The sequence below is a fragment of the Mesorhizobium sp. WSM1386 genome, assembly GCF_055901595.1.
Window position 1 is genome coordinate 1,812,966 of record NZ_CM148373.1, and the last position, 22,872, is coordinate 1,835,837.

Annotated in this window: 24 protein-coding genes, 1 tRNA gene and 2 pseudogenes; 17 read left to right on the top strand and 10 right to left on the bottom strand. The window is 62.4% G+C overall.

The genetic code is table 11. The features are described from left to right. Nucleotides 1-58: 58 nt before the first annotated feature. The 3 genes from AC0NIH_RS08905 to AC0NIH_RS08915 form a co-directional block, all read right to left on the bottom strand. A complete protein-coding gene (locus AC0NIH_RS08905; RefSeq protein ID WP_013893047.1) occupies nt 59-1,048 on the bottom strand; it encodes a BMP family lipoprotein in 990 nt (329 codons plus the stop codon). Nucleotides 1,049-1,301: 253 nt separating this feature from the next. Then, on the bottom strand, nt 1,302-1,625 hold the full coding sequence (locus tag AC0NIH_RS08910) for a hypothetical protein (RefSeq protein ID WP_352712417.1): 324 nt from the start codon (nt 1,623-1,625) through the stop codon (nt 1,302-1,304). 151 nt (nt 1,626-1,776) lie between these two features. Continuing rightward, nucleotides 1,777-2,412: a hypothetical protein gene (locus tag AC0NIH_RS08915; RefSeq protein WP_473562690.1), complete on the bottom strand. Its 636-nt coding sequence runs from the start codon at nt 2,410-2,412 to the stop codon at nt 1,777-1,779. A gap of 504 nt (nt 2,413-2,916) precedes the next feature. On the opposite strand from AC0NIH_RS08915, the gene AC0NIH_RS08920 reads away from it, so the two are divergent. Continuing rightward, nucleotides 2,917-3,006 (top strand) — tRNA-Ser (locus AC0NIH_RS08920). 37 nt (nt 3,007-3,043) lie between these two features. Here the strand turns inward: AC0NIH_RS08920 and AC0NIH_RS08925 are convergent. Continuing rightward, nucleotides 3,044-4,230, bottom strand: a pseudogene (locus AC0NIH_RS08925) (IS481 family transposase). Nucleotides 4,231-4,601: 371 nt separating this feature from the next. Between AC0NIH_RS08925 and AC0NIH_RS08930 the strand changes: the two are divergent. From AC0NIH_RS08930 to AC0NIH_RS09005, 16 genes are all read left to right on the top strand, one after another. Further along, entirely contained in the window at nt 4,602-4,808 is a 207-nt protein-coding gene (locus tag AC0NIH_RS08930; protein ID WP_287270218.1) for a hypothetical protein, read from the top strand. A gap of 227 nt (nt 4,809-5,035) precedes the next feature. Continuing rightward, complete coding sequence (locus AC0NIH_RS08935) at nt 5,036-5,341, top strand: hypothetical protein (RefSeq protein WP_245272762.1); 306 nt, start codon at nt 5,036-5,038, stop codon at nt 5,339-5,341. Between the two features lie 418 nt (nt 5,342-5,759). Continuing rightward, nucleotides 5,760-6,116 carry a hypothetical protein gene (locus tag AC0NIH_RS08940; protein WP_473469833.1) on the top strand — a complete coding sequence of 119 codons (357 nt, stop codon included), beginning with the start codon at nt 5,760-5,762 and terminating at the stop codon, nt 6,114-6,116. 258 nt (nt 6,117-6,374) lie between these two features. After that, complete coding sequence (locus AC0NIH_RS08945) at nt 6,375-6,845, top strand: Hsp20 family protein (RefSeq protein WP_474025187.1); 471 nt, start codon at nt 6,375-6,377, stop codon at nt 6,843-6,845. A gap of 73 nt (nt 6,846-6,918) precedes the next feature. Next, nucleotides 6,919-7,413 (top strand): Hsp20/alpha crystallin family protein, encoded by a 495-nt coding sequence (locus AC0NIH_RS08950; RefSeq protein WP_473469854.1) that lies wholly within the window; start codon nt 6,919-6,921, stop codon nt 7,411-7,413. A 71-nt stretch (nt 7,414-7,484) separates the two neighbouring features. After that, nucleotides 7,485-8,231, top strand: a complete 747-nt coding sequence (locus tag AC0NIH_RS08955; RefSeq protein ID WP_023778597.1) for an NADH dehydrogenase ubiquinone Fe-S protein 4 — start codon at nt 7,485-7,487, stop codon at nt 8,229-8,231. Nucleotides 8,232-8,240: 9 nt separating this feature from the next. Continuing rightward, the gene (locus AC0NIH_RS08960; RefSeq protein ID WP_473464874.1) at nt 8,241-8,459 is read left to right on the top strand and encodes a hypothetical protein; all 219 of its coding nucleotides are present in this window, start codon (nt 8,241-8,243) and stop codon (nt 8,457-8,459) included. Between the two features lie 3 nt (nt 8,460-8,462). Next, nucleotides 8,463-8,828 carry an SPW repeat protein gene (locus tag AC0NIH_RS08965; RefSeq protein WP_224687367.1) on the top strand — a complete coding sequence of 122 codons (366 nt, stop codon included), beginning with the start codon at nt 8,463-8,465 and terminating at the stop codon, nt 8,826-8,828. Between the two features lie 200 nt (nt 8,829-9,028). Further along, nucleotides 9,029-9,331, top strand: a complete 303-nt coding sequence (locus AC0NIH_RS08970; RefSeq protein WP_473464878.1) for a DUF982 domain-containing protein — start codon at nt 9,029-9,031, stop codon at nt 9,329-9,331. A 516-nt stretch (nt 9,332-9,847) separates the two neighbouring features. Beyond that, complete coding sequence (locus tag AC0NIH_RS08975) at nt 9,848-9,937, top strand: K(+)-transporting ATPase subunit F (RefSeq protein WP_023669708.1); 90 nt, start codon at nt 9,848-9,850, stop codon at nt 9,935-9,937. 12 nt (nt 9,938-9,949) lie between these two features. Further along, a complete protein-coding gene (gene kdpA / locus AC0NIH_RS08980; RefSeq protein ID WP_473464881.1) occupies nt 9,950-11,653 on the top strand; it encodes a potassium-transporting ATPase subunit KdpA in 1,704 nt (567 codons plus the stop codon). A 25-nt stretch (nt 11,654-11,678) separates the two neighbouring features. Further along, entirely contained in the window at nt 11,679-11,888 is a 210-nt protein-coding gene (locus AC0NIH_RS08985; protein ID WP_023765890.1) for a hypothetical protein, read from the top strand. Further along, nucleotides 11,885-13,978 carry a potassium-transporting ATPase subunit KdpB gene (kdpB, locus tag AC0NIH_RS08990; protein ID WP_473464884.1) on the top strand — a complete coding sequence of 698 codons (2,094 nt, stop codon included), beginning with the start codon at nt 11,885-11,887 and terminating at the stop codon, nt 13,976-13,978. The genes AC0NIH_RS08985 and kdpB overlap by 4 nt, the downstream gene beginning before the upstream one ends. Before the next feature lie 73 nt (nt 13,979-14,051). Further along, nucleotides 14,052-14,618 (top strand): potassium-transporting ATPase subunit KdpC, encoded by a 567-nt coding sequence (gene kdpC / locus AC0NIH_RS08995; protein ID WP_013893054.1) that lies wholly within the window; start codon nt 14,052-14,054, stop codon nt 14,616-14,618. A gap of 55 nt (nt 14,619-14,673) precedes the next feature. After that, the gene (locus tag AC0NIH_RS09000) at nt 14,674-17,403 is read left to right on the top strand and encodes a DUF4118 domain-containing protein (RefSeq protein ID WP_473464886.1); all 2,730 of its coding nucleotides are present in this window, start codon (nt 14,674-14,676) and stop codon (nt 17,401-17,403) included. After that, nucleotides 17,400-18,092 carry a response regulator transcription factor gene (locus AC0NIH_RS09005; RefSeq protein WP_023765886.1) on the top strand — a complete coding sequence of 231 codons (693 nt, stop codon included), beginning with the start codon at nt 17,400-17,402 and terminating at the stop codon, nt 18,090-18,092. Before AC0NIH_RS09000 ends, AC0NIH_RS09005 begins: the two co-directional genes overlap by 4 nt. A gap of 14 nt (nt 18,093-18,106) precedes the next feature. Here the strand turns inward: AC0NIH_RS09005 and AC0NIH_RS09010 are convergent, their stop codons facing one another. The 6 genes and pseudogenes from AC0NIH_RS09010 to AC0NIH_RS09035 form a co-directional block, all read right to left on the bottom strand. Further along, nucleotides 18,107-19,543, bottom strand: coding sequence for an MFS transporter (locus tag AC0NIH_RS09010; RefSeq protein WP_352712406.1), 1,437 nt, complete (start codon nt 19,541-19,543; stop codon nt 18,107-18,109). 195 nt (nt 19,544-19,738) lie between these two features. Next, nucleotides 19,739-20,220 (bottom strand): annotated as a pseudogene (locus AC0NIH_RS09015) (DUF992 domain-containing protein). A gap of 91 nt (nt 20,221-20,311) precedes the next feature. Further along, on the bottom strand, nt 20,312-20,788 hold the full coding sequence (locus tag AC0NIH_RS09020; protein WP_023765884.1) for a DUF992 domain-containing protein: 477 nt from the start codon (nt 20,786-20,788) through the stop codon (nt 20,312-20,314). Between the two features lie 206 nt (nt 20,789-20,994). Then, complete coding sequence (locus AC0NIH_RS09025) at nt 20,995-21,837, bottom strand: tetratricopeptide repeat protein (protein WP_473464890.1); 843 nt, start codon at nt 21,835-21,837, stop codon at nt 20,995-20,997. Nucleotides 21,838-21,979: 142 nt separating this feature from the next. Further along, nucleotides 21,980-22,246: a 30S ribosomal protein S21 gene (gene rpsU, locus AC0NIH_RS09030; protein ID WP_010911429.1), complete on the bottom strand. Its 267-nt coding sequence runs from the start codon at nt 22,244-22,246 to the stop codon at nt 21,980-21,982. 178 nt (nt 22,247-22,424) lie between these two features. Continuing rightward, nucleotides 22,425-22,811 (bottom strand): SET domain-containing protein, encoded by a 387-nt coding sequence (locus AC0NIH_RS09035; protein WP_473464893.1) that lies wholly within the window; start codon nt 22,809-22,811, stop codon nt 22,425-22,427. Between the last annotated feature and the right edge of the window lie 61 nt (nt 22,812-22,872).

A 22,872-nucleotide genomic window follows, 5' to 3' on the forward strand; every position in this document is an offset into this window, starting at 1 on the left:
CTTCAAAAACAAAACCGCCGGGACAAGGCCCGGCGGTTCGCAAATCGGTGATTACCGATCAGTACGGGCAGGCGTTGTCGGCGGTGTAGTCGTGCACTTCGAGCTTGCCGGCGATGATGTCGGCCTTGGCCTTTTCGACCGCCGCTTTCATCTCGTCGGTCACCAGCGCCTTGTTGTTGTCGTCCAGGGCGTAGTCGACGCCGCCTTCCTTGAGGCCGAGATTTTGCAAGCCGCCCTTGAAGGTGCCGTTCTTGCCGTCCATGAAGGCGGTGTAGACGGCAACGTCGACGCGCTTCATCATCGAGGTCAGCACCTTGCCTGGCTGCAGGCCGTTCTGGTTGGAATCGACGCCGATGCCAAGCTTGCCGGCATCCGCCGCCGCCTGCAGCACGCCGACGCCGGTACCGCCGGCCGCCGCGTAGACCACGTCGGAGCCCTGGTCGATCTGCGTCTTGGCGATCTCGCCGCCCTTGGCCGGGTCGTTCCAGGCCGCCGGCGTGTCGCCGGTCATGTTCTGGATGACGTCGGTCGCTCCAGCCGACTTGGCGCCGCCGACATAGCCGCATTCGAACTTGCGGATCAGCGGAATGTCCATGCCGCCGATAAAGCTGACCTTCTTGGTCTTCGAGGCCATCGCCGCCAGGATGCCGACGAGATAGGAGCCTTCATTCTCCTTGAAGACAAGCGAGCGGACATTGGGCAGATCGACGGCATCGTCGATGATGGCGAAGTTGAGGTCAGGATATTCCTTGGCGACCACCTTGAGCGCATCCTCCCAGGCAAAGCCGGCCATGACGATCGGGTTGCGGCCGTCCTCGGCGAAGCGGCGCAGCGCCTGCTCGCGCTGCGAAGCGTTGGAGACCTCGAACTCGACATAGGCGGTTCCGGTCTCGGTCTTGAATTTCTCGGCGCCGTGATAGGCAGCCTCGTTGAAGGATTTGTCGAACTTGCCGCCGAGGTCATAAAGGATGGCCGGCTGCACATCCGCGGCGAAAGCCGGAAGAACCATTGCGGTTGCGGCCAGGAGGCCGAGAACGATACGTTTCATGTGATCCACACCCTGTCGGTTATTTTTTCCGTTACGCACCGCTTGCCTGCCCGGTTCACCGGCAGGCACGCGACGTCAGCCAGGAGTGTATTCCCCTCCCGCTCCCGGGCAATCTGGCACGGCCCGAAACAAAATTCACGTGGAATTTTGACCTTTTGGAAAAGCGTGCCCCGGGCAAGCCGCGCCGCAGTCCGATCCTTGCGCGCAAGCCGTTGGAAGGTGGCCCGTCGCCGGGCAGGGAGCAGGAAACCGATCAGTTGGCGGCGAACTGCCCCGTGCGGCGCTGCCGCCTGTAGCCGATGGCGTAAAGCAGGAAGGCCAGCACCGCGAACACCGCAAATCCCGGCTGGTTGAGCACCCAGGCGATGGCGCCGTCCCACAGCAGCGGACCGGCCTTGGCGCGGACTAAGGTTTCGAAGGCCGCCCGCGTATCCGGCGAGACGGCCAGCCAGCTTGTGTTGAGCGGGGTCAGCACAAGCGCCGAGGCCGCCACCGTGCGTGTCGCGTCGAGCACCGCCATGATGACGGAAACCGACAGCGCGACCATGGCCGCAAGCCGAAAGACGAAACGAAACATCAAGCTCTCCCCCGGCCGATCCTGGACGCTTTCCAACCGATCGCCGGCACGTGTCCCGAAAAGGAGAAATAGAGTGGGTATGGCTGGTCCGCAATCACGATACGCGAATTTGAAGGCTCGCGCATTCTCTTCCCATGCGATGCGGCTGGCCCTATGTGGCGGGTCCCTGAACGGCTGGCTTGTGCCTGCGCCGGTGAACGAGCCATACGGCGAGGATGCCGCCGGCAATGGCGCCGACCACCAGTCCGGCCAGGCCGATGAACGCGGCGAAATATCCGCAGCCGCCCTCGAAGCAGCTTACTTCGGCGACATCGGCAATCACCGAGCCGGCGAAAAAACCGCCGAGGGCGCCGATAACGGCGCCGAGGATGATGCCGAGCACGGCCGCGACAATCGAAACGAAGACCGACGGCGCTTCGGTCTCCGGCTTGGCAAAGACGGTTTCGGCGCCGGAGCCACGGCGCAGCAGGTAGATGCAAAGCAGGCCGATGGCGATCTCGGCGCCGGTGATGGCCAGGTTCTCGGCGGAGAAAACAAACCTCGGCGAGGCAAGCACATAGGCTTGCCTTGCCAGCGACCAGATGATGATGACGGCCTGCCAGATGATGAAGTGGCGCGGGAAGCGCGCTGAGCGGCCAAAGGCGAGGCCGAGCAGGTAAAGCCCCCACAGGATCGTGACGACGTCGACGATGAGCCCGCCCATGAGGAAATAGAAGATGTCGTCCGGCAGGCCGGAATTCCCGAACAGCCACCAGGATGACGCCAGGCCGTAGACGGACCACGCCATGACGAAGATGAGCCATGCTACCGGGACGAAGGACAATCCGCTATCTGGGCCGTTGTGCGGCCTATTGCCTGGGCGCCCGGACGGCGCCTTGTCATTGTCCGGCGCGTTGCCCGGAATTCCGCTGTTTGACGTCATGTCCGGCCGGTGCCCCCGCAAAGCCTCCCGGTCACTCGACAGTTCGTTCGAGGCGAAGTCAAGCACGGCCGCCCCCGCGGTCCTGGCTGTGCACATCATTCGGGTGGCGGCGCTTCAAAAGCGGATCTGCCGGCGGCCCGCGAAATCCCATGTCGCCGGCAAAGCGAATAGACTGCCGTTATGGCTTGGCATTCGGCGCGGGATCGACTAGATGAGCCCCGCGCCTGTTGCTTCGACGGCTCAGGTGCAGGGGAAGGACGTCCGCTGGTTGGGCGGCGTCCATGGCGCGGAAGTTCCGCATCGCAGCCCTAAGGGAGATGCATCTCCCCAACCCGCGCGGCGAAACCGGCCGGCGCGACATGCAAGGACGGAGAGGTGGCCGAGTGGTTGAAGGCGCACGCCTGGAAAGTGTGTTTACGGGAGACCGTAACGCGGGTTCGAATCCCGCTCTCTCCGCCAGTTCTTTCGGGTCCGTTCCGGACACATAGGTTACGGTTTATACCGGAGACATGGGTAACACTTTTGGCCCGAAAGGGTTTTGGAGTGGTTCGAGCCTGCATGTCTCATCGTCGAAATATCCCAAATCATAGTCCATGAAGGTAGCCAGCCAGATATGGTCCTCGACCTGTTTGATGCCGACGGTCTGGCCGGCGAAGACGAGACTGAGATTGATCTTCTTGCGATTGTAGCAGATGCGGCCGCAGGTGGTGACGGTGACAGCCTTGTCGTGAAACGGATAGTCGAGGTCCGGCAGGCCGGTGTAGGGGCGCGTTGAGGGCGTGTAGCGCTCTGCCGGACAGTCCATGCCGAGTGCCTGATGCGGGCGTTCTGAGTTGAACTCGTCGATGAAGTCATCGAACCTGGCCTGCTGCTGAAGGAAATTGGCGCCTGCCGGTTTGGTGGCTTCCCTCTTCAGGGTGAGGTGCATGCGTTCATGGCGCCCGTTCTGCTGCGGGCAGCCCGGCTTGATGCGCTCGATGTCGATGCCCAGGCGCAGCCACCAGACCGACAGCTTGCTGAGGTTGAACAGCGCGTTGGGGCTGGCGAAGGGAACGCCATTGTCGGTCCTGATCGCGCTGGGCAGGCCGAACTCTTTGAAAACGCTTTCGAACACGGTGAAGGCAAAGGCTTCCTTGGTGGTCGACAGCGCCTCGCAGGCGATGAGATAGCGGCTGGCGAAGTCGGTGATGGTCAGGGGATAGCAATAACGTCGGTCGGCGAGCATGAACTCGCCCTTGTAGTCGGCACACCAAAGATCGTTGGGTCGATAGCCGTTTGAAAGCGGTGTCCCCGTCGCCCTGTTGCGCCTTCGCTTGCGGTGCTCGACCATGCCGTGCCGGTCGAGCACCGCATGCACTGTCGAGATCGCGGGCCGGTGCACATCGGGATACAGCCGGGCCAGCCGCTCGCGTATCTTCGGCGCCCCCCATGTCGGCTTATCTTGCTTCAGGCGCACAATCAGCTTCTCGATTTGAAACGGAAGCTGATTGGCGTGGCGATAGGGCCGGCGCGATCGATCCGTCAGCCCTTCAAGGCCGCTGTCATTGTAGCGCGTGAGGATCTTGTAGCCGGTCTTGCGCGAGATATCGAACTCCCGGCAAAGCACCGCCATCTTCTCGCCGTCCAGCAACCGGGCGACGAACTCAGCCGCTCTTCCATGACGTTACACTCCTTCCAAGGCACCTTGCTCTCCTTGCAAAGGGCCCAAAGTGTAACCCATCTATCCGGAATGAACTGTCACCCATCTCTCGGGAAGGGCATCGGCGGCAGTATGTCTTGGTAAATCAGCTACTTAGCTGAAGAGATGTCGATTACTTAGACCAATCTAGATCAAGCCCGTACTTGGGTGCATGGCGTTGCCAACGGCCTTGCCTTTACCATCCCTGAAAGTCTCCCCACCGGCCAAACGCTCCATGGGTCAAACCCCAATCATCTGAACGATGGACTTCGACGCAAAGCAGACGAGCAACCACCGACCATCCAAATTGACGCGTCCGATCAGTTATTCAGTAACGTTCGGCAGGTAAGGATCGAGATCGACCGGGGTCTGATAAATGAGCAAACTAGGGAAAATGCTGGGCACGGCATGGATTGTCGCACTTTGCTTGGCAGGGGTGCTGCTTGGCAGCATGACTGGCTACCACCACGACGGATTCACTGGCGCCATAGTGCTGGGCCTGGGAGGTTGGATTGTCGGTGCATTCCTCGGCTTGGGAGGTCTCGCCGGCGTAAGAATTTTGATGCGCTTCTTAATAGCCTGACGAACTTGTTGGCAGCCAGTGGACCTATCCGCTGATCCGCCATGGGTGGGTCGCAGAGAAAACTACAGTGCCGAGCCTCTGTAACGGGTGGCTCATGCCGCGTCGACCCCTCCTGGCGCTTTCACTTTCGGGGCTCGTTGGCATGCCATTGCCCGTGCCCGCCGAACCCGTGTGAGCTATGTCATAGTTTATTTCAGCCCACCCGATATCTTGATTGGCATAGATGCATGTCTCGCTACATCGGGAGGAAACCAGTGCCTGTTCCCCAGCGCAACGTTGATGGTTATCTGGCCAGTTATGGAGGCCCTCTGGCAACGCGTATTGAAGTGATTGAGGCCGACGGTGAGTGGTTAGTGCGAATTGTTGAACATGACGAGGAGCGCACCTACTCTTTCACGTTGAAATCTTTCGCCCTGGCCTTTGCCGAAGGCCAGAGGATTCACGCAAAGCCTCCCACTGTCGTGCGGCTCGAGCGCAACCCATCGCTCCTATTCGCACATGCCCGGTTCACAGCGGTGAACGATCGATTCTAAAGCCGTTTCACCGTTTCACGGAAACGACAGACCGCTCTATCCCGTTGCTTTCACGCAATTCCCAAGGGAAAGCGCTACGCGCTTTCCCGGGAAAACCGTGTCACACTTTTCATGGGATTGCCCTCGGATGCCGCGAGACGTGGGGCGGGTCGCGGGCCTAGTCACCCGACATCGGTGTTTGGTAGCCTTCCGCCTTTGGCCTGCCACCATTCTGAGCCGCGCCCGAAAATGTTAACAAAAACCTGTTTCTTTTTGCTTCGCCCCGTCTCGAACCTTTATGGTGTTGAACCACGAAGGTGGTGCCCTTGCGGGAATATTGAAATTTGGTCGAAACTCTCCAAAATTTCAGCCGGTGGAAATCGCGAGAGCCACCAAGATGACGTCAACAGAGGAGCCTTTTGGAAGCGGAGGACCATCGATGGAAAGAGCCATTTCGACGAGTTTTCCCCAAGTGGGGCCCGAGGGCCCTGATGTTTTTCTTGACCGATTGCTGCATCCGGCACGGCATTTCGAGCGACCTCAGGACGTGCTGATCGACGAGACGCTGGACGTCCAGGAGAAGCGTGCAATCCTATCATCATGGGCATCGGATACCTGTGCAGTGGAATCGATGCCGGCGCTGCGCATGCCGCCCGGGGTCACCGAACCCGTTGGCTTCGATGCCATCATGGATGCGTTGCGCCAATTGGATCAATGCGAGACGCTTCCCGCCAGTCGCAGTCATGACCTCGACATCGCTGCCGCCGGATTCACAGCATTGGTAGATCGACTTTGAGCGAATGCCGCCTTTCAGGAATCCCAGGGGTCTTCCGCTGACGAGGAATTCGCCAGCGGAAAACCGAGTGCGTTCCTCCTGCCCATCCCCCCTACGTCGGATCTTGCCTGAAAATTTTCCTATGGCCTCTTGAATACGCAACTAACTGTTCTAAATCGACAATCGCCGGTCGCCTGATGGGGCCGGCGCTTAGTCAGGAGGCGCTAAGGCTCCCCTTGGCGTCTGTTGTAACCATGTTGCTCAAAGGAGGATGTGGCTATGAAGACAAACCTCGATTTTACCCCGTTGTTCCGATCCAGCGTCGGCTTCGACCGCATTTTCAACCTGCTTGAAAATGCGAGTCGTGTCATCGCGATAGACAATTGGCCGCCCTACGACATCGCCAAGACCGGTGAGGACGACTATCGCATCACAATGGCGGTAGCCGGTTTCTCGCAGGATCAACTGACCATCACTCATCAACCGAACTTGCTGCTTGTGAGCGGCTCGCAATCGGGTGAGGACGACGGCCAGTATCTTTATCGCGGCGTTCCCGGGCGCGCCTTCGAGCGGCAGTTCGAAGTGGCAGACCATGTGAAGGTCGTCGGCGCCAGCCTGGAAAACGGGTTGCTGAACATCGATCTCAAGCGCGAGCTTCCCGAAGAGATGAAACCGCGCCGGATCGCCATCGCCGGCAGCACGGCCCAAGCGAAGCCACGGCAGATCGAAGCTGAGAAGAACGCCGCCTGAAGTCAGAGTGAACCAGAAGCGACAGCCACCGGCGCTCGTCCGGTGCCGCGCTTGAACATGGAGGTGAATGAAGATGAATATGCGTGACCTTATCCTGTGGGGCCGCAACAACAACCAGGCCCCCAACATCTATGGCGGTGGCGATCCCTTTGTTTCGCTTCACCGTGAGGTAAACAGGCTCTTTGACGATGTGTTGAGGAGCTTCGAGACGCGTTTGCCTTCCGTGGGGCAGCTCTCGTCTTTCGACAATGGCTGGCCGAAGGTGGAGATTTCGGAGTCGGACAATGAGCTTCGCGTCACCGCCGAGGTTCCCGGTATGGAAGAGAAGGACATCGAAGTCCTGCTCGATGAGGACGTGCTGACCCTGCGTGGCGAAAAGCGGTCGGAGACCGAAGAGAAGGGCTACTCCGAGCGCTTCTACGGTCGCTTCGAGCGGCGCATACCTCTCGGCTACGAGGTCGAGGACGACAAGGTCAAGGCGTCCTTTGCCAATGGCGTCCTGACCTTGACGCTGCCGAAGAACCCAGACGCGCAATCGAAGGTGAAGCGCATCCCGATCACCCACTGACGCATGGAGCAAGTCGGGGGCGGCAGGCAGCCGCCTCCGACGCATCCTTCGCAAAATGGGAGGATGGAATGATGCAGAAGCAAGAAGAAAGAGAAGTCACACAAGCCGCAGAAAATCTCGCACCGGCAAACGACAATCGCAAGCGCGCGCTGTCATTCGGCAGATCCGAGTTCCCGCGTGATGCGGTCGCGCGGATCTACAAGCCTTCCCGTTCAGTCACGACCTCGGGCCGTGCGCGGCCGAAAGGCTGGCGTCTGGTGTTCGAGCGGCGTATGGCGCCGGTCATCGAACCGCTGATGGGCTACACCGGAAGTGGTGACACGCTGACTCAGGTGGAGCTCGATTTTCCGACGGTTCAGGCGGCCATCGACTATGCCGAACGTCAGGGCCTCGCTTATTCGGTTCAGGTAAATCCCGCGGCGGAAAAATCCGCGGAATCCTCCAGTGCCGAAAAGCGGCTGCAGGCCGGCGGGGACCTTGTCTGGAACCGCCTGCAACTGGCGTTGCTCACGAGCAGCTACGGTGCCGTTTCACAGGCCTCGCATTATGGACCGGCATTGGCCGATCCTGAGGCGCTTTATGCATCGCCGATGGACCTCGTTGTCGATCCTCTTCTGACAGTCGACGAGAAACGCGCCATCCTGCGCAACTGGGCGTGGAACGAGTATCTTGTGGATCTCGCGACGGCCGAAGGGATGCCTGAAAACGCGCGTCCGACACGGCTCGACGAAGTGGAATCGGCACTGCTCGCACTGGAGCAGCTTACGACAGCGAAACTGGCCGTTTCCGTTCCTGAACAGAAGCAGAAGGCAGCGTGAGGTGGCATCATGGATCCGATGATCGTGCTCGATTGTGAAAATACCGTGCCGAACCGTTTCGCGCTGGCCGTTGCGGCGGCGGGCCGGGCCCGTGCGCTCAGCCGGGCGATGACCGCGTTCGGCCCGGCCGACGAAGAGAACTTAGCGGTGGCGAAGGGCAATCCCTGGCCGCCGAACCCGCCCTCGCTCAAGGGGCGGTGCACTGAGCATATAAGGAAAGGAGAATGAACAATGGAGAAATGGCTGAAAACTGAAAATCGTCCGGTGATCGATGTGGTCAATCTGATCGCCGGCATAGCACTAGTACTGTCGCCCTGGTATCTCGGCTTTGCGGCTGAAACCTATGCAGCTTGGAACGCCTGGATCGCCGGTGCGGTGATTGCCCTGATAGCCGTGGGTGCGCTGGTCGCCTTCCATGCCTATGAGGAATGGGCAAATCTGGCGGTTGGGCTGTGGACACTGGTCTCGCCTTGGGCCCTCGGCTTTTCGGGGTTGGCGACGGCCATGTGGGCGCATGTGATCGTGGGTATTATCGTGGCGGCCTTGGCTGCCGGAAGCCTCTGGTTCTTCGGCAACCGTCCGCTTTCAACTGCATGACCAACTCCTCCAGCGGGCCCGGATTTCATTTCCGGGTCCGCTTTTTTTCGACCGTTACGGATCTGCCCCGAGGCGGTCGCCGTTCCACAGAACAGCAAGCTCGGCCTGGAACCTCCCGCTGCTCCGCGCGTTTCATGGCGTCCCATTCGTGGACCAGCCCGGATATTTCTCCTAGCGCTGCTACAACCAGGAGCCGTTTCATGCACGACAAGCTGTTTCGTTCACCGGTGGCCCTCACCGTCGGCCTCGGCTTCAAGCGCGAGATCGCCTCGCTGGCCGAAATGCATGATTTCCTGGCCAATTGGACGACCGCGCGCCGTGGTCCGCTTTACCACAATGCCGTCGAGGCGTGTGGCCTTGCCATGGAAGGCTGCGTCGCCAGGGATGAGGCCCGCCATGCGCTCGTAGAATTCGCGCAGGCTGCCGGCATTCTCTGGCCCGAGATCGAGCCAGTCATCGTGACGCGCGCTGTCGCGCGCGGCTACGGCGGCTACGCCGCCTGAGTTAGAATTCACTCCCGTCGTAGCGGCCAATTCTGCATCGACTGCCACTGGTCCTCCAAGCCGGGCTTTCACTTTGCTGCCGGAAACTACGGCTTTGCGGACGCTGATGACGTTTGCCGGCGTTTATGGAGACAATCAGCCGTCCGCCGGCGTTTCGCTCGAGCTCGCTGAACCAGGCTCATTCGATGGCTGCGCGGCAGGGCGCCGAAGGTGACGAGCCACGCCCAAAAACCTTTATAAAATTCCTATTTCTTTCCGCTTCGCGCCGTCTCGAACCTTTATGGCGATCGGGTCCATATTCCATCTCGAGCAAAAACGTCGAACGCCCTCACCAATCGAGGTGTGGCGCGCCGTATCACGTAATTTCCACCTGCTTCGAGTGGGCGAAACGTAGAAAAGCGAAAGCAAGGAATAAACACGATGGATATCGTCGTTCTCGGAATAGGGATTTTGTTTTTCGTCCTTTCCTTCGCCTACATCAAAGCCTGCGACATTCTTTAACGCGAGGACCGCAAGATGCTTGTCGACTACATTCTCGGTGGCGGCGTGACGCTGTTCCTGCTCGTTTACCTGACATACGCCCTCGTTCGTCCAGAACGCTTCTGAAGGCCGAAGACCATGACTCTCAACGGATGGCTACAAATCCTCGTCTACTGCGGGATCGTCGTTTTGCTGGTGAAGCCGCTCGGCGGTTACATGTACCGCGTCTTCAATGGCGACCGGACATTCCTGTCGCCGGTTCTGGGCCCGGTCGAACGCGGGCTCTATCGTATTTCGGGAACCAGTGAGCGCGAGGAACAACATTGGACCGCCTATGCGGCGGGCATTCTGTTCTTCAGCGTCGCCAGCTTCCTAGTGCTTTATGTCCTGCAGCGGCTCCAGGGCGTGCTGCCCTACAATCCTGCCGGCATGGCGTCTGTCGACGCCAATCTCGCCTTCAACACCGCCGCCAGCTTCGTCACCAACACCAACTGGCAGAACTATGGCGGCGAGAGCACGATGTCCTACCTCGTGCAGATGGCCGGCCTCACCGTGCAGAACTTCATGTCGGCCGCCGTCGGTGTCTCGATCGCCGTCGCGCTGATCCGCGGCTTTGCCCGTGCCTCGGCAAAGTCCATCGGCAATTTCTGGGTCGATATGACCCGCTGCACGCTCTACATCCTCCTGCCGCTCTGCATCGTGCTGACGTTGGTCTATGTCTGGCTCGGCATACCGCAGACGCTCGGTCCCTATGTCGACGCCACCACGCTGGAGGGCGCCAAGCAGACCCTCGCGCTCGGCCCGGTCGCTTCGCAGGTGGCCATCAAGATGCTCGGCACCAATGGCGGCGGTTTCTTCAATGCCAATGCCGCGCATCCGTTCGAAAATCCCGACGCCATCTCCAACCTGATCCAGATGGTGACGATCTTCGCGCTGGGTGCGGCGCTGACCAACGTCTTCGGCCGTATGGTCGGCAACCAGCGCCAGGGCTGGGCGATCCTGGCCACCATGGGCGTCCTGTTCATCGCCGGCGTCGCCATCTGCTACTGGGCGGAGGCATCCGGCAATCCGCTGATCCATTCGCTCGGCATCGACGGCGGCAATATGGAAGGCAAGGAGAGCCGCTTCGGCATTGCCCTCTCGGCACTGTTCGCGGTCATCACCACGGCCGCCTCGTGCGGCGCCGTCAACGCCATGCATGACAGCTTCACCGCGCTCGGCGGGCTGATCCCGATGGTCAACATGCAGCTTGGCGAGGTCATCGTCGGCGGCGTCGGCGCCGGTTTCTACGGCATGATGATGTTCATCGTCCTCGCCGTCTTCGTCGCCGGGCTGATGGTCGGCCGCACGCCGGAATATCTCGGCAAGAAGATCGAGGCCAAGGAAGTCAAGATGGCGATGCTGGCCATCCTGTGCCTGCCGCTGGCCATGCTGATCTTCACGGCAATCGCCGTGGTGCTGCCGACGGGTGTCGCGTCCATGGCCAATGGCGGGCCGCACGGCTTCTCCGAGGTGCTCTACGCCTATACTTCGGCGGCGGCGAACAATGGCTCGGCCTTTGGCGGCCTCAGCGGCAACACGCCCTGGTACAATGTCACGCTCGGCATCACCATGCTGATGGGCCGCTTCCTGGTCATCATCCCGGCGCTCGCCATCGCCGGCTCGCTGGTGGCGAAGAAGACGGTCCCGGCCTCGGCCGGCACCTTCCCGACAGACGGCCCGCTGTTCGTCGGCCTGCTGGTCGGCGTCATCCTGATCGTCGCCGGCCTGACCTTCTTCCCGGCACTGGCGATCGGACCGATCGTCGAACACCTGGCCATGATCCATGGGCAGACATTCTGACACGGCCCAGCCTTGGATCGACATCATGTCCTGGTTCAACATCATGCGACGGAAGAACCGGCCCCGGGCCGGAAACGAGGGGGAGCCAAGTCCCCCTCCCTTCCCGACCATCTCCACATTCCTGGGCCTTGCGGCAGTCATGATCGTGATCTGGCTGCTGGTCTATGGCCCGCCCTTTTCGGCATCCGAGCGATCGGTGCCCGCCAACAACATCGATACTGGAGCCAACAAATGAGCCAGTCCAAATCCGCCAGCATCATGGATGCCGGCATCCTGTGGCCCGCTGTCGGCGGAGCCTTCCGGAAGTTGAACCCGCGCACCCTGATCAGGAACCCGGTCATGTTCGTCGTCGCCGTCGTCTCGGCGCTGACGACCGTCCTGTTCGCCAGGGACCTGGTCACCGGCGGCGGCGATTTCAAATTCACGCTGCAGATCATCATTTGGCTGTGGTTCACCGTGCTGTTCGCCAATTTCGCCGAGGCCGTGGCCGAAGGCCGCGGCAAGGCGCAGGCCGATTCGCTGCGCAAGGCGCGCACCGAAACCCAGGCCAAGCTTTTGACCGGTGAGGATCGCACAAAATACAAACTGGTGCCCGGCACCAGCCTGAAAGTCGGGGATGCCGTGCTGGTCGAGGCCGGCGACATCATCCCGTCGGACGGCGAGGTGGTCGAAGGCGTCGCCTCGGTGAACGAGGCGGCGATAACAGGCGAATCCGCGCCGGTCATCCGTGAATCCGGCGGCGACCGTTCGGCGGTCACCGGCGGCACGCAGGTGCTGTCCGACTGGATCCGCGTGCGCATCACTGCCGCCTCGGGGCATACCTTCCTCGACCGCATGATCTCGCTGGTCGAGGGCGCCGAGCGCCAGAAGACGCCTAACGAGATCGCGCTCAACATCCTGCTGGTCGGCATGACGCTGATCTTCGTGCTGGCCACGGCCACCATCCCGAGCTTCGCCTCCTATTCGGGCGGCTACATCCCGGTGACCGTCCTGGTCGCCCTGTTCGTCACCCTGATCCCGACCACGATCGGCGCGCTGCTGTCGGCCATCGGCATCGCCGGCATGGATCGCCTGGTGCGCTTCAACGTGCTGGCGATGTCCGGCCGCGCCGTCGAGGCGGCGGGCGACGTCGACACGCTGCTGCTCGACAAGACCGGTACGATCACGCTGGGCAATCGCCAGGCGACGCAATTTCGCCCGGTCAAGGGTGTCACCGAGCAGGAACTGGCCGACGCGGCGCAACTCGCCTCGCTCGCCGACGAAACGCCGGAAGGCCGCTCGATCGTGGTGCTGGCCAAGGAGAAATACGCAATCCGCGCCCGCGACATGGCAACGCTGCACGCCACCTTCGTGCCCTTCACCGCGCAGACACGCATGAGCGGCGTCGACATCGACGGTTCGTCGGTGCGAAAGGGCGCCGTCGATTCGGTGCTCGCCCATGTCAACCAGTCGGCATCGGCGGCCCATGGCGTGCGCCCGAGCAGTGACTCCATCCGCGACCTCCAGGCCATCGCCGACGAGGTCGCCAAGTCCGGCGGCACGCCGCTGGCGGTGGAACGCGACGGGCGCCTGCTCGGCGTCGTTCACCTCAAGGATATCGTCAAGGGCGGCATCAGCGAACGGTTCACAGAACTGCGCCGCATGGGCATTCGAACGGTGATGATCACCGGCGACAATCCGATGACGGCGGCTGCGATCGCCGCGGAGGCCGGCGTCGACGACTTCCTGGCCCAGGCGACGCCCGAGGACAAACTGAAGCTGATCCGCGACGAACAGGCCAAGGGCAAGCTGGTCGCCATGTGCGGCGACGGCACCAACGATGCGCCCGCTCTTGCCCAGGCCGATGTCGGCGTGGCCATGAACACCGGCACCGTCGCGGCTCGCGAGGCCGGCAACATGATCGATCTCGACAGCGATCCGACCAAGCTGATCGAGATCGTCGAGATCGGCAAGGCGCTGTTGATGACGCGCGGCTCGCTGACGACGTTCTCGATCGCCAACGACGTCGCCAAGTACTTCGCCATCATCCCGGCGATGTTTGCCGTCTTCTACGTCGCGCCGGGACAGACGACCGGCCCGCTGCAGGCGCTCAACATCATGCATCTGGGGACGCCGCAGAGCGCCATCCTGTCGGCGATCATCTTCAACGCGCTGATCATCATCGCGCTGATCCCGCTGTCGCTGAAGGGCGTCAAGTATCGTGCCATTGGCGCCGGTGCGCTGCTCAGCCGCAACCTTTTGGTCTACGGCCTCGGCGGCATCATCGTCCCCTTCGTCGGCATCAAGGCGATCGACATGATCGTCACCGCCCTAGGCCTCGCTTAACTCTTTGTTTTAACGCAATTCCTGTGGGAAACCGCTTCGCACTTTTCCTGGAATTGCTTTGAGGAAAATTTCCATGCTCTCCCAGATAAGACCCGCGATCATCATGATCGTCTTCTTCACGGTGCTGACCGGCCTGATCTATCCCTTGGGCATGACCGGCATCGCGCAGGCGCTGTTCCCGCGCCAGGCCAATGGCAGCCTGATCGAAAAGGACGGCAAGGTCATTGGCTCCGGCCTGATCGGCCAGGGCTTTGCCAGCGACAAGTATTTCCATGGCCGGCCTTCGGCGGCCGGCAGCAGCGGCTACGACGCAACCGCCTCCGGCGGCAGCAATCTCGGCCCGACCAATCCGAAGCTGATCGATCGCATCAAGGGCGATGCCGAAAAGCTGAAGGCGGAGAATCCGAACCAGCCGGTCCCGATGGACCTGGTGACGACGTCCGGCAGCGGCCTCGATCCGGCCATCAGTCCCGAGGCCGCCTACTTCCAGGTCGCCAGGGTGGCGAAGGCCCGGGGCATCGACGAGGCCAAGGTCAAGGCGCTCGTCGACAGCCACATCGACGGCCGCGAACTCGGCTTCCTGGGCGAGCCGGTCGTCAATGTGCTGGCGCTCAACCTCGCACTCGACGATGCGAAATGACGAAGGGGTGACCGGGGATCGACAGTACCCCTGGCGCCGTCCATGATCGAAGCTGATGCCGGACGACCGAAGCAACGAATCCAGACCTTCTCCCGACGCACTGCTCGATCATGCCGAGCGGGAAGGTCGCGGTCGTTTGCGGATATTCCTCGGTGCGGCACCGGGTGTCGGCAAGACCTATGAAATGCTGATGTCGGGCCGTGCCCGCCTGGCCGACGGCGTGGACGTGGTGATCGGCGTCGTCGAGACGCATGGCCGCAAGGAGACGATGGCCCTGGTCGAGGGCTATGAGGTCATTCCCCGCCGCAAGGTCGACTACAAGGGCCGCATCCTCGACGAGATGGATATCGACGCCATCCTCGCCCGGCGCCCGGCGCTGGTTCTCGTCGACGAACTCGCCCACACCAACGCGCCCGGCAGCCGCCATCCCAAACGCTATCTCGACGTCCAGGAAATCCTGACGCAAGGCATCGACGTCTACACGACGCTCAACATCCAGCATGTCGAAAGCCTGAACGATGTCGTCGCCCAGATCACCAAGGTCAGGGTGCGCGAGACGGTTCCCGATTCCATCATCGACCAGGCCGACGACGTCGAGATCATCGACCTCACGCCCGACGACCTGATCAAGCGGCTCGAAGAGGGCAAGGTCTATTTCCCCAACACCGCCCAGCGGGCGATCGAGAACTATTTCTCGCCGGGCAATCTGACCGCGCTTAGGGAATTGGCGCTGCGCCGCACGGCGCAGCGCGTCGACGACCAGTTGCTGATCCATATGCAGGCCCACGCCATTCCAGGGCCGTGGGCCGCGGGCGAGCGGGTGCTCGTCTGCGTCGACGCGAGGCCGGGCGGGGCGGCCCGCATCCGCTATGCACGCCGGCTGGCCGACCGGCTGCGCGCGCCGTGGACGGCGCTGCATGTGGATACGCCTCGCTCAGCCGCCATGTCCGAGGAGGACAAGGACCGGCTGGCGGCGCTGCTGCGCCTTGCCGAACAGCTCGGCGCCGAGGTGACGACCATTCCCGGCCAGAATGTCGCCCAGGACATCGTGCGGCATGCGACGGCCAACAATTTCACCCATATCGTGGTCGGCCGGCCGACCCGGTCGCGCTGGCGCGAATTGATCGAAGGTTCGCTCACCTATGATCTCATCCGCAATGCCGGCGACATCAGCGTCCATGTCATTTCGGGAACCGAGCGCAACACCGAGGCGACGTCGAGAAACGTCAAGGCGGCGGACGAACAGTGGCAGTTCCAGATCTGGCCCTATCTCAAGGCCACGGGTTTTGTCGCCGGTTCGCTCGCCTTCGCCGTCCTGCTCGATCAGTTTCTCGACGTTCGCAATCTGGCGATCATCTTCCTCATCGGGGTGCTGACATCGGCGGTGACCGGCGGCCTCTGGCCGGCCCTGTATGCCTGTCTCGCCAGCGCCGTCGCCTTCAACTATTTCTTCCTGGAGCCGCGCTACACGCTGACGATCCGGGATCCGGAGAGCATCGTCGCGCTCGGCGTGTTCCTGGTCGTGGCCGTCATCGCCAGCAATCTGACGGCGCGCGTGCAACGCCAGGCGGTCGCCGCCCGCTCTCGGGCGCGGGCCACGGAGGACATCTACCTCTTTTCCAAGAAGCTCGCCGGTGCCGGCACGCTCGACGACGTTCTGTGGGCCACCGCCTTCCAGATCGCCTCGATGCTGAAGCTGCGCGTGGTGCTGCTTTTGCCGGAAGATGGAACGATCACCGTCAAGGCCGGCTATCCGCCCGACGATACGCTGGCGGAGGCCGACATCGCCGCCGCCCGCTGGGCCTGGGAGCACAACCGCGCGGCAGGACGCGGCGCCGACACGCTGCCCGGTGCCAAGCGCCTCTATCTTCCCTTGCGCACAGGGCGTACGGCGATCGGCGTCGTTGGCCTCGACAACGACAAACAGGGTCCGCTGCTGACGCCAGAGCAGCAGCGCCTGCTCGACGCGCTGGCCGACCAGGCGGCGGTCGCCATCGAACGTATTCAACTGGTCGCCGATGTCGACCGCGCCAAGCTCGCCGCCGAGGCGGACAGGCTGCGTTCGGCGCTGCTCACCTCGATCTCGCATGATCTGAAGACACCGCTCGCCGCCATCATGGGTGCGGCCGGCACGCTGCGGGAATTCGCGCCGGCATTGCCGGAACAGGATCGGGCGGAGCTGCTGTCGACCGTGCTCGACGAATCCGAGCGGTTGAACCGCTTCATCGCCAATCTGCTCGACATGACCAAGATCGAGTCCGGGGCCATGGAGCCGAACTACGCTTTCCACTATGTCGGCGATATCGTCGGCTCGGCCCTGCAGAGGGCGAGGAAGATCATCGCCGAGCACAAGACCGAGATCGACATCCCCCGGGATCTGCCGATGTTGAAGGTCGATCCCGTCCTGTTCGAGCAGGCGCTGTTCAATCTCCTGGACAATGCGGCGAAATACGCCCCGCCCGGCTCGACGATCCGCGTGCAAGGCTGGACCGACAATGGTTCGGTCATCCTGCAGGTCATGGACGAGGGGCCGGGCATTCCGCCCGGGGACGTGGAACGGATTTTCGACACCTTCTACCGGGTGCGCAAGCGCGACCAGGTCCGCGCCGGCACCGGGCTCGGCCTGTCGATCTGCCGAGGTTTCATCGAAGCGATGGGCGGCACGATCGCAGCCGCGAACCGAACCGACCGTCCGGGCGCGGTTTTCACCATCAGCATGCCGAAGCCGGCGATCCCGCCTGACCTCGACACCTCCACTACCGACGATGTTGGTGACTTGGCATGACAAACTCGAACGTCAGGATACTGGTCGTCGATGACGAGCCGCCGATCCGCAAGCTGCTGCGGGTCGGGCTCGGCAGCCAGGGCTATGCCATCAGCGAGGCGCCGAACGCCAAGGTGGCGATCGAATCGATGGAGACGGAAAAGCCTGATCTCGTCCTGCTCGACCTCGGCCTGCCGGGCATGAGCGGCCATGAACTGCTGCGCAAATGGCGTGACGACGGCCTCGATATTCCCGTCGTCATTCTCTCCAGCCGCACCGACGAGGCTGGCATCGTCAACGCGCTCGAACTCGGCGCCGACGACTATGTCACCAAACCTTTCGGCATGAACGAGCTGATTGCGCGCATCCGCGTGGCGCTGCGCCACAAATTCCAGCAGCAGGGCGAGAAGCCGGTTTTCCAGACCGGCGATCTCAGCGTCGACCTGGTCAAGCGCATCGTCAAGGTCGAGGGCAAGGAGGTGAAGCTCTCGCCGAAGGAATACGAGATCCTGCGCATGCTGGTGCAGCATGCCGGCAAGGTGCTGACCCACCATTTCCTGTTGAAGCAGGTCTGGGGCGATTCGACCGACGTGCAGTATCTCAGGGTCTACGTCCGGCAGCTCCGGCAGAAGATCGAGAAGACCCCCGACCAGCCGCGCTACATCACTACCGAGACCGGTGTCGGCTATCGCCTGCGCGAGGTCGAGTAGGCGAGAGCCGTCGCTTAACCGATTGCTTCCTGCAGTCGGCTCGCGGTCGATGATGCCCGCAGGGCGGCCAGGCAGCCGAGAATTCCAAGCGGCACGAAGGCGAGGAACAACCAGCTCGCGACATTCGCCGCCGCGTCGTGGTTCAACCCTTGCGAAAAACCGCTGGCATTGGCGACGATGCCGGCAAGGGCGGCACCCACGGCATAGCCGATGCGCTGCATGGTCGGCACCGCTGCCGAGGCAATTGTCTGCTCCTCATCCGGGGCGGAGGCGACGATGACGCGGGTCAGGAACGGCCAGGCGATGCCGAAGCCGCCGCCCTGCAGCAGGGCGCAGACCAGGATCAGCGGGATCGAGCCCAGCGGTATCGTATAGGCAAAGCCGGCGATGCCGGCCGCGATCATCAGCGCGCCGCAGACGATGATCAGCCGCTCGCGGCGCGGTGGCGCGTTGGCGACGAGGATCGACAGGATCGACCAGGCGATCGATTCGGCGGCTATGATATAACCGGTGGTCAGCAGCGGGATGTCGTGCAGGCTGGTCAACAGCAGCGGCCCGTAGACGCCGAAGGAGCAGGTCGCCACCGAGAAGGCGGCGACCATGGTCATGCCGGCCCCGACCGGCGTGCGCCACGAGAACAGCCGCGCCGGGAAAAGCCGGGAGCGCGGCTTCAGCGCGTCGACGTAGAAGAACAACGCCAGGCCGGCGAGACCGAGGATGATCAGCAGCGAAGAGCGCAGCAAGGCGATGTCGACGCCGGCCGAGGCGATCAGTACCACGGCTACGGCAAGGCAGGCGAGGGCTGCGAACGGGAAGGGTGGCGCCTTGCCCTTGCTGGTGCTGGGTCTCGTCGCCTCGGGCGTGTCGAGCACGATGAAGCTTGCCAGCGCCATGGCCGTGCCGCCGACGGTGAAGACGCCGAATGCCCAGCGCCATGAGAGAAGCTCGGTCATGATCGCGCCGAGCAATGGGCCGCTGAAGGCCGCGACGCCCCAGATCGCGGACATGATGCCGAAAAGCTGCGGCCAGATGGCACGCGAAAACAACCGCTCGACCGAGACGAAGGCCAGCGACACCAGAGCGCCGCCGCCAAGCCCCTCGATCAGGCGGCCTGCGAGAAACAGTTGCATGGAAGGCGAGGTGGCGCAGATCAACGCTCCGGCCGCGTAGAGCAGGGCGGCGACAACCATGTTGGTGCGCAGCGCCACATAACTCACCAGCCGTCCGGCCGCGGCACCGGCGACGATGGCGCCGAGCTCGTAGATCGCCAGCGACCAGCCGACGAGCTGCACGCCGGCCAGTTCACCGACCATGGCGGGCATGACGGTCGCCACCATCGTCTCATTGGTCGCGTGCAGCAGGATGCCGAGGCTGATGAAGCAGAAGCGAGCCAGGTCGCCGCTCGCCCACAATGCGCGCCAGTCGACCCTGTTTATACCGATTTCAGTCATTTCTACCCCGGCCTTGCATAGCTCGATGACGGCGCTGGGCACCAGAAGCCAGAAAGGGTTTCCGGCAGGACCATGCGTGTCGGCAACGCCGGATCGCGCGTCAGACCGGGGCGCTGTTCCGGTCAGGGCAGGGTTGTAAAACCTCAACCGCGATTGAGCTCAAGCGAAATTTTCGAGATGTTGGCGGCCGGCGGTTCAATTCTCGGTGCTGCGCAGCTGGAACTGGCTGACGCCGATGGCGAGATTGATGCCGGTCTGGGTCTGCAGGCTGAGTGGCTGGAGGGTGAAGGCCTGCGACGAACCGCCAACCAGCAGATTGGCGCCGGCGCCGACGGCCGCCGTCACCTCGGCACTGGCGCCGATATAGTCGCCCGCCAGCGCACCCGCGCGTAGATGTTCTTCAGCGGCGTCAGCACCAGCCATCGCATCACCGCTTGCTTTGTCGTGCCGATGTCGAGGCCGTATTTGTTGACGGCGCCGAAATAGGCTTCCGGCGCGAAGGTCTTGTCGGAGGGGGTGAAGGTGCAGCTCAAATCCTTGGTCGAGCCGAAAATGAAGCCGGTGCCGCCTGATATGGCGCATTCAAGCGCGCCAAGTTCGATGCCACGGTCCTGGGCTCGTGCCGCACCGGCAAGCACGGTTGCAATCACGGCAGCGGCGATGGCTGTCTTCGGCATACTGTTCCCCTCAAAATGAAACGGCGCGGAACCATCCTATCTGGTTCCGCGCCGCGAAGTGAGGGGTCGTGGAGCCCATGGCTCCATGCATTCATTTGAGCGAATGGATCAGCTCGAGCGACGTCACGGCGACGGCAAGATTGACGCCGGTCTGCGCCTGGACGCTGAGCGGCTCGAGCATGAAGGCGCTGTCGAAGCCACCAACCAGCAGGTTGGCGCCACCGCCGGTCACGACGCTGGCCTCGGCGTTGACGCCGTAATAGCTGCCGGCGAGGTCGCCCGCGTCACGGTCGCGGGTCGCGGCAAAAACGGCCCAGACCAGCTGGCCTTGATGAGTCTTTCCGAGATCGACGCCAAGCTTGGAGATGACGCCTGTGTAAACCTCGGATGGTCCATGATGGTGGGGCCGGAAGACGCAGGACACGCCCTTGTTGGACGTCACGATATAGCCGGTGCCGCCATCGATGGTGCAGTCGAGCGTGCCGAGCTGCAGCCTGCCGGCGCTGGCCGGTGCGGCAGCGAACGCGGTCATGGCGAGTGCGGCGGCGCAGGCGAGTTTCTTGATCATGGGAGGGTCCTTTCGCAATTGCTTCCAAGTAACGGCTTTGATGGCCAGACCGTTCCGCTGAAAACTTGGCGCGAACAAGGCAAGGGTTGACGGGTTGCAGCGGGGGTTAACGCGCGGTTGCCGGATTGCCGGCGAAAGCCAGAGCAGCGTGTCCTTTTGGACACGCCAACGATCTGGAATGTTTAGCGGATCTGGCGAAACCGATGTCAGCTGACGCGGGCGAGGCCGTCCTTGGCCGGCTGGTAGGTCGGGTCGAGGCGAACGGCTTCCTTGTAGGATTTCGCGGCCTTCGCCTTGTCGCCGCGCCGCTCGTATATCAGCGCCTGGTTGGCCCAGGCCTCGGCGTTCTTGCCGTCGAGCTTGATGGCCATGTTGAAGTCGGAGAAGGCATTGTCCTCGTCGCCTGTCGCCAGGTAGGAAAGGCCACGGCCATTGTAGGGTTCGGCCGCGTCCGGCGCCAGCGAGATGGCGGTCGAGAAATCCTCGATGGCGAATTTGTGCTGGCCCTGGCTCTGATAGATCAGGCCGCGATTGTGATAGGCGCGGGCATCGGTGGTGTCGAGCTGGATCGCCTTCTGGAAGTCGCTGAAGGCATCCTGGGTGCGGCCCGCCTTGCGGTAGAGATTGCCGCGGCCGATATAGGCGGCGTCATAGTTGCCGTTGATCTGGATCGAACGGTTGTAGTCCGCAAGCGCGGCTTCCTGGTTGCCGAGGAAGCGCTGGATGAGCGCCCGGTTCGAAAAGGCCTGGTAGAAATTCGGGTTCAGCTGGATGGCCTGGTTGAAATCCTTGAGCGCCGCCTGGTACTGGCCGCCACGGCCATAGGCCGAGCCGCGCACATTGTAGCCTTCGGGATCCTGGGGATTGCGCTGGATCACCGCCGACAGCGAGGAGATGTTCTCGCTCGACCCTTGCGCCTTGTCGATGTTGTTGAACTCGCCGGTCGGGCCCGATGTCTGGCAGCCGGCAAGCACCAATCCTGAAAGCAGGGCCGCTGTCAGGGCGAAACCACGCAATGCGGTCCCGCGCTCCACGCTCGTTGCGTTCATGTCTGCCCTGTCCTCACTTGCGCCGCGTCATTCACGCCCGGATCCCCCCTCCGGGCCGGGTCACATCAAAATAAAAAGGTGGCGGCGATTCCACATCGCGCCACCTTGGTATCCTTCGAAAAGGACGAAATATTGGCGTTAATCAGCGCGGCGGACGCGCTGCACCGGCAGCACCGCCGGCAGCCACCGGACGCGGCGTCATCGGCAGCAGGCCTTCGCGCTGTGCGCGCTTGCGGGCCAGCTTGCGGGCGCGGCGAACGGCCTCGGCCTTTTCACGGGCGCGCTTCTCGGAAGGCTTTTCGTAGTGACCGCGCATCTTCATTTCGCGGAAAATGCCTTCGCGCTGCATCTTCTTCTTGAGCGCGCGAAGCGCCTGATCAACGTTGTTGTCGCGGACGAGTACCTGCACGGGCAATCCTGTCTTTCGGGTTTGATATCAACAGGCAAGCAGCCATAGCCACTAGCCTCCGCGGCGCTCGACACCACGAATTGTGGCGGCTGATAGCAGAATCAAGCCGCGCTGTCCACAGTCGAAATGAAGGACAACGGCCAAATTGCCACCGGTTGCCCGGTAGATAGGCCATCAGCTACGCCGTGGCCAGATGCAGCCGCTCGAAATCCTCGAAGAACTCGCCGTAGTCGCAGGTGATCTCTTCGCCCGCCGCGATATCGCGGGTCGCCGTCGCGCCGCCATATTGCGAGAAATCGGTGTTCGGCGTCGCCGAATGGTTCATGAAGCGGCCATTATCGACTTCATAGACCATGAAACCCGGGCGATCCGGGCTCGGATAGGCATAGCGGTCGAGCAATTCCTTCAACGGTGGTGGCGCTGCCTCGTATTTTTCCATCGGGATCAGCCGGTCGAAATCAGGATCGAGGCGCCAGATCGAGGCACCCTTGCGGATCGGCTCGGCGGCGAACATGCCGACGCCCTCGATCGCGCTCGCGGCCACATAGGTTCGGATCAGCATCATGGTTCCAGGACCTGTTTCGGCAAGAAGAGCGGTTCGACAAACGGAATCGCCAAATCGCGCG

Bases quoted from the DNA above. Each gene is read 5' to 3' on its own strand.
- AC0NIH_RS08940 (WP_473469833.1), top strand. From the start codon at position 5,760: ATGGAAAGAGCCATTTCGACGAGTTTTCCCCAAGTGGGGCCCGAGGGC.
- AC0NIH_RS08935 (WP_245272762.1), top strand. From the start codon at position 5,036: ATGTCTCGCTACATCGGGAGGAAACCAGTGCCTGTTCCCCAGCGCAAC.
- AC0NIH_RS09035 (WP_473464893.1), bottom strand. From the start codon at position 22,811: ATGATGCTGATCCGAACCTATGTGGCCGCGAGCGCGATCGAGGGCGTC.
- AC0NIH_RS08975 (WP_023669708.1), top strand. From the start codon at position 9,848: ATGCTTGTCGACTACATTCTCGGTGGCGGCGTGACGCTGTTCCTGCTC.
- AC0NIH_RS08945 (WP_474025187.1), top strand. From the start codon at position 6,375: ATGAAGACAAACCTCGATTTTACCCCGTTGTTCCGATCCAGCGTCGGC.
- AC0NIH_RS08915 (WP_473562690.1), bottom strand. From the start codon at position 2,412: ATGGCGTGGTCCGTCTACGGCCTGGCGTCATCCTGGTGGCTGTTCGGG.
- AC0NIH_RS08905 (WP_013893047.1), bottom strand. From the start codon at position 1,048: ATGAAACGTATCGTTCTCGGCCTCCTGGCCGCAACCGCAATGGTTCTT.
- AC0NIH_RS09005 (WP_023765886.1), top strand. From the start codon at position 17,400: ATGACAAACTCGAACGTCAGGATACTGGTCGTCGATGACGAGCCGCCG.
- kdpC (WP_013893054.1), top strand. From the start codon at position 14,052: ATGCTCTCCCAGATAAGACCCGCGATCATCATGATCGTCTTCTTCACG.
- AC0NIH_RS08910 (WP_352712417.1), bottom strand. From the start codon at position 1,625: ATGTTTCGTTTCGTCTTTCGGCTTGCGGCCATGGTCGCGCTGTCGGTT.
- AC0NIH_RS09010 (WP_352712406.1), bottom strand. From the start codon at position 19,543: ATGACTGAAATCGGTATAAACAGGGTCGACTGGCGCGCATTGTGGGCG.
- AC0NIH_RS09020 (WP_023765884.1), bottom strand. From the start codon at position 20,788: ATGATCAAGAAACTCGCCTGCGCCGCCGCACTCGCCATGACCGCGTTC.
- kdpB (WP_473464884.1), top strand. From the start codon at position 11,885: ATGAGCCAGTCCAAATCCGCCAGCATCATGGATGCCGGCATCCTGTGG.
- kdpA (WP_473464881.1), top strand. From the start codon at position 9,950: ATGACTCTCAACGGATGGCTACAAATCCTCGTCTACTGCGGGATCGTC.
- AC0NIH_RS08970 (WP_473464878.1), top strand. From the start codon at position 9,029: ATGCACGACAAGCTGTTTCGTTCACCGGTGGCCCTCACCGTCGGCCTC.
- AC0NIH_RS09000 (WP_473464886.1), top strand. From the start codon at position 14,674: ATGCCGGACGACCGAAGCAACGAATCCAGACCTTCTCCCGACGCACTG.
- AC0NIH_RS08985 (WP_023765890.1), top strand. From the start codon at position 11,679: ATGTCCTGGTTCAACATCATGCGACGGAAGAACCGGCCCCGGGCCGGA.
- AC0NIH_RS09025 (WP_473464890.1), bottom strand. From the start codon at position 21,837: ATGAACGCAACGAGCGTGGAGCGCGGGACCGCATTGCGTGGTTTCGCC.
- AC0NIH_RS08950 (WP_473469854.1), top strand. From the start codon at position 6,919: ATGAATATGCGTGACCTTATCCTGTGGGGCCGCAACAACAACCAGGCC.
- AC0NIH_RS08960 (WP_473464874.1), top strand. From the start codon at position 8,241: ATGGATCCGATGATCGTGCTCGATTGTGAAAATACCGTGCCGAACCGT.
- AC0NIH_RS08930 (WP_287270218.1), top strand. From the start codon at position 4,602: ATGAGCAAACTAGGGAAAATGCTGGGCACGGCATGGATTGTCGCACTT.
- AC0NIH_RS08955 (WP_023778597.1), top strand. From the start codon at position 7,485: ATGCAGAAGCAAGAAGAAAGAGAAGTCACACAAGCCGCAGAAAATCTC.
- AC0NIH_RS08965 (WP_224687367.1), top strand. From the start codon at position 8,463: ATGGAGAAATGGCTGAAAACTGAAAATCGTCCGGTGATCGATGTGGTC.